The sequence below is a fragment of the Anaplasma phagocytophilum genome (assembly GCF_023476575.1).
GTDB classification, from domain to species: domain Bacteria; phylum Pseudomonadota; class Alphaproteobacteria; order Rickettsiales; family Anaplasmataceae; genus Anaplasma; species Anaplasma phagocytophilum_A.
This window is the reverse complement of the sequence record NZ_JAHLEX010000080.1, coordinates 1-5,618: the sequence shown is the minus strand read 5'-3', so window position 1 is coordinate 5,618 and position 5,618 is coordinate 1. Positions and strand designations below refer to the sequence as shown.

General features: G+C 38.1%; 2 protein-coding genes. Both read left to right on the top strand.

The window, feature by feature from the left end:
• Positions 1 to 2,533, top strand: a 2,533-nt coding sequence (locus KPX09_RS04150; protein WP_249549127.1) for a hypothetical protein, incomplete at its 5' end; no start/stop codon positions are given.
• A 963-nt stretch (positions 2,534 to 3,496) separates the two neighbouring features.
• The gene (locus KPX09_RS04145; protein WP_249549126.1) at positions 3,497 to 5,314 is read left to right on the top strand and encodes a hypothetical protein; all 1,818 of its coding nucleotides are present in this window, start codon (positions 3,497 to 3,499) and stop codon (positions 5,312 to 5,314) included.
• The last annotated feature ends 304 nt before the right edge of the window (positions 5,315 to 5,618 follow it).

Here is a 5,618-nt window from a genome sequence, read left to right as displayed (position 1 = left end):
TCTCACCTCTCCGCCGACCTCACTTGAGGATACTGCTGTTCCAGCGGTAGAACCTACTCCAACGATTTCTTTTCAAGACTTTGTGCCTACTCCGAGCACATTATCTGAGGATGATGAATTCTCTAGTACTAGAAGCACTCTCACCTCTCCGCCGACCTCACTTGAGGATACTGCTGTACTTGATAGGGAAGCACAAAACGTGCGTGATTTGAGCAGTGATAGAGCTTTTGACCCTGCTACTTCAGCCCATGAAGATTTAGCTGCTGGAGATAGTAATAGAAGTGCTACAAGTATTGGGGAACAAGAAGCAGGAACATCATCTGCTCTTGATAGATCTATCTTACCAGTTGCTTCTTCAAGTAGTACATCACCTTCTCCTACGGCTGCACAGGAATCTGTAAACTTACAGAGATGGCACTTCATGCTCAGGATGGGAGTGCATGCCGGATGCCAGTTTGCTATGGATCTTAGAAATGAGAATGATATTGGCGCTATCGCTCAAAAATGTTCTGAAAGGTATGATGCACTTTCTAAATGGGAAGACTTGTTGCGAGATCCCAATACCAGACGGGCCGCACTTAAAAAAGAAATGCGTGACGTATTAGGTAAGTTTGGTATACCAAATATCCCTTTAAACCATGGAAAATTAACTATAAAAAATGGAAATGTGCAGGGTCTTGAGGGTACGATGCATTTTTCTTCTCCTTATGGGTTTGGCGAAGGTATAGATGGCATGATACAAGCCGCATTGAGGGATATGAATGAGGTAGTTCGTAGAGCAAATCTGAATTTTGAGATTCAACCTAATATACTCTCCCTGCCCCGCATTGCGTTAGCTGTTAATAATATGAAAGATCCTCGAAAAGGGTTGGTGCTTCCCCCTTTAGGAGGAAGCGATGATACACCAATTCCTTCCAGAGACGCAATCAACTTCCTAGAAGGAGTTTCTAATCTTGCAATGCTTGAGGAGAAGCCCAAAATAGTTAAAGAGTCTTCTGTATTACGTGATGATCCAGAAGGTAGAAAAGTTTCTAGATTAATTAGCTATTTCTCAGCTCTGGCTAATGAAGGAGCAGGTGCAACAACTTCCATTCCACATGGAATGGTGCAACAAAATATGTTGTCTGATGACGACGTAAAAGCATTAAAATCAACTATAGAGGTTATAGATGCTGAACGTGCACTTATCTCTCAAGGACAACAAATGCTTCATGCTGACATGGGTGCGGTACTAACTGAACCTATGCAAGAAAGTTCCAATAGTTATGACAGTATTACTTCTGTAGGAAGTGAAACTTCTAGTATGGAAAACGCTTATGGAGCAAGCGGAGACACGTCATACAAGCCCCATTTCACCGCCTCTGCAGTACGTAGCAGAGAGGGTGCGTCAGTTGAAGTATTCACGGAAAGTGTCAATGCTTATTATGTTCTATCTGAGGAAAAGCATCCGAAGATAGCAGATAGTATGTTCAAGATGTTTTCAGACTCCGAAAACGATTTGACTAGACGTGAAATGTATAGCTGGGCAATGCTAAACAAATTCTCTTCTATAGCAGAGATAAACTTAGTAATGCATGCTCAACAGCCAGAAAATGTTATATCGGCTGCTAGATCTATATTTGATTCCTATAAAAAGGCAGTAGATTCTAAACTGAGTGATGAGGAAATTCAGGAGATTTTGAAGAACAAGATTCCGAAAGTATTAAGGCAAAATTCCATCAATTACGTAGACGTTGGTGATAGTACTGTCAACATTGAAAACGGAGTAATTACTGGACCTCTTATAGATAAGGTTCCAGCTCATTTCGTTTCTCCTTTGGGCTTTGGGCCTTATTTGGACAGAGTAATTATAGAGTCTACTAATGATATCGAAAAAATCGCAAGAAGGTCTACTTTGAGGCATTCACTTTCTGACATGAGCAGAGAATCTTTACCAGCGCTACCTGTAGCAGTTCAACAAGTTACACGGGATGGCAGAGAGTATAGTAGGAGATTCTTTCAGATACCCAAAGATGATTCTCCTATACCTCAAGAATGTGGAGAAAAAATACTTACACATATTGGTAATATCTGCTTAGCAAAGAGTGGTACTTATAATATTACTCCTTCAGACAGAGCAGAACGTAGGATCATTATTGATGGCTCAGCGAGAGACAAAATTTGCGTCTTTAATGCACGAATAGCTGACATAAAAGATGAACAAAGAGAATCGGATATAAGGCAGCAAGATGATAATATTGCTCACGGAGCATCTGGTATTGCTTCTATACCTGAAAGAGCTCCTATTCCAGAGCATGTGTTGGACCCAGAAGCAGCAATGATGGATTTTTATTATTCTGCAGGTGCTAGACCTAAAAGACGGTCTACTCATGTAGTTGATGCAGATATTAGAAACGTTGTAGCAGAGGTAAAAAAGTGCGCTGACGGTATGAAAGGAGTAAGAGCAGAAGATAATTCATCTCCTACAATAACTCCTCGACATTCTCCAATAGTCTCTCAAGCGTCACAGCAAGAAGGAAGAAGTGATAGGTAATATCGCATTTAGGGCTATATTGAAGTAATATTCAATATAGCCCATTTTTAAATACGTTTTTTAAGCCCTAGTAAATTGATCTTTTGCTGTACTTCAGTCTTTTTAATTACCGTAGTAATAGTATATATCAGCAAGAAGTTATGGGTGCATAGGAAGGGCAGAAAACTAATAATTATAACCCAACTCTCTTTACCTCATAAAGATGAGATATAGCTTTTGCGTAACTACTTTACTCTAGCATTCTGGAAAAGCATAAAGCCAGCTAATTAGCCTATTCAATTTACCTGTTTACTTTTCAGGTAAAAAATTCTTCTTCATAACATGAGGACAAGCTACAGTTATGAGAAAGCAGTAGCTACTCAATATAAAAGGGATATAAACATCCCTTGCTTAAAATCCTTAGAATATACAAATAAGTTGTGAGAAAACACGTATTAGCAAGAAATACATTGAATAAAATTTACAGTTCTGTACGCTTGCCCTTGAACGGAACAGCTATCTTCTTACCTATCAAAACTTAAGGCTCGTTATATAGCTCCGACTAGCGTGATAAGGAGTGGTAGTAAGCACGACGCCCTAATGGGAAACTAGACGCAATCACAGAATTTGTAATGCTCTGATTAGACTCAACAGATTTGTCATAGAGTGTGCGTAACGTGGCGGGCCAGCCAATTCCCCTATCTCTATTCAAAATCTCGAATATTCAGATGCATGCACAAACGTCATAAGACATGATGATGGTCACATCTTATGGGATATGATAAAATTATTAAGATATAAACTTGATTTATTTATGAAATATATTAATAAATGATCTTTATGGAATGTGCGATTTCTATATCTCTTATGTAGAAGGAAGTATTTCATCTGGGGGTGATTTTTACCCAAAATGGGAGACTCAAATCTATGCTCAGCGTGAAAATTGCATGAACGCAAAAAATTGTAAAATAGGTTGAGCATCTTATGAATTATAGGACTTCTATAATAGTTGGCATGCTAACAGTACTGATATTAATTACTGCAATGATAACTATATTGCTTTTTCGCTCTTATATGGATCCCGCAAAGTTTTGGTGGGGTTTTGCAGTTATTTTGTCTTGTTTTGTTTTATCCTCTATCGTTTGTGCAGCTTCCTTTATAGAATATGCTGTCAATTACTTACAGGATAAGAAGAAAACCGCTTTTGTAATTGAAGTCGGTAATTCTGATATATTAAACGAGCTAAAAGATGCACTAACCTATAGCAGTCATCTGAATAACTTTTTAATTGGTATTGGAGGAGAAGAGCGATCTTACATATTTAGAAAATTGGAAAGTAGATGGTTTTTTTCCAAAAATTGGAAAAAAGAAGAAGAGAGAAATTATTGCTCCGCGAATAGAATATATCTGAATTTATGCACTGCGCTAATAGCACACCGTTTTGGAGATATATCCAAATTCACTGAGGCAGTTTCTAACATTATTGAGATATCACTAGTCTTTTCAGGGGAAGGAAAGGATGCACCAACGCTTCGACTATACTTCCGAGAAGTAGTGAAACGAAATACCTTCTTTAGCTATGTATATGAATCTTGCCGTACGCAGGTAGACGATAGTACATTCTTCAAAAACTACATTAAATTATTAAAAATTCTATTATCTCATAGTGTGGAATGCATAGATCAAATGTTAGAGAATCTAATGCTGTATTTTAAAAGTGATATCGATAAAGACTCCATGATAGGCAAGGAAAATAGTGATTCATATAAGGTATTGAGAAAAAAAGCGGTACGAAGAATGCTGTCAGATATAGCGCAGAACAGAAAAGTATTCCACGCTGTTGGTTATGGCAAGACAGTCCTTTGGGATGAGCGTCACAGGAAAGAATATCTTCAAGACCTAGATGTTATTTATAGACAAGCCAGTAGCCTGTCATATAAGAGAAGCTCATATAAAAGCGATTGTAGCAACGGGATTTTAAATTTTTTAAATGCTGTAACGCCTAACAACGGAACATTGCTGAGAGATCATTCTTCTCAGATGTTATTACACCTCCTGTCAAATAATCAGGCTAAATATGCTTTTGCAAGCATGAATGAAACATTTGGAAGTATTATATCAGATAAGCTAGAGGAAATTGGTTGTAAAAGTGGAAGATGCTTGAGAATAATGCGACTATTAATGTCAAATGACGTAACTTTAGAACAACTTACGGAACTCTTCAGCAGTAAAGAAGGCTATTGTATATCGCACTACATTTTTAATAGATTTAAGAATAGCAAGTGGCGTGATTCTGACTGGCTTGGATATATTAACCAGAAGGCAAGAGATTTATTTCCTAAGTTTCGCCTAAGGAATGATTCCTACAATAATGATGATGACCTTTTATCTAAGGATACAACAAAAGAAGGGAATAGGGTAGAAAGCTATTCTAATTATAGTGTCGTTAGCGAGTATTGCGATACTCTTGATCATATTTTTGATTTACTTGAGCGTAAATGTTTGTCATTATCAAAAAGGGAAGGGAGCTTAAGTGCTGCAATTGACTTTATTGCGGAGCAGAGCATAAGTGATTTATGTTGCGAACCAATATGGGATGCTTATCCTGTAGAGAAGAGGTTTCACATTGATATTCCAGTTGCGAGACATGAGGAAGCAATCTTGTTTTCCTTGGGTGATGAGGCTGCGATAAACACTGTAAAAGGCTCATCTATAGAAGGAATGACTAGGGAAGTTAACGCTTATATAGATGACGGTGTCTCAATTGAGCGTAATCCTTATCGGAATTCTTTTTTATGCTGAATAAAAATCTATGTAGTAGAACAACGTGCATTCTGCGCAGCGTAGCTCCCACATCCGTATTATGTTTTCGTTATGGTAGTTTCTATCATGCTTATGCTAGGTTTTATTGCAGAAAGCCCAAGGCGTAAGGTATATATTCAAATGCCTGCCTATATGACAATGCCCGAATAAATAAGTAAGACACGCTTCCAAGCCCAAACACGCCAGAGTTTTTTCCTACTTAAAGCGGGCAGTGGCTAGTACAATATACTGCGCACCCCATAGAAGTTTAAGTGCGTTAGAAGACTCATGCTAGAGGCATTAT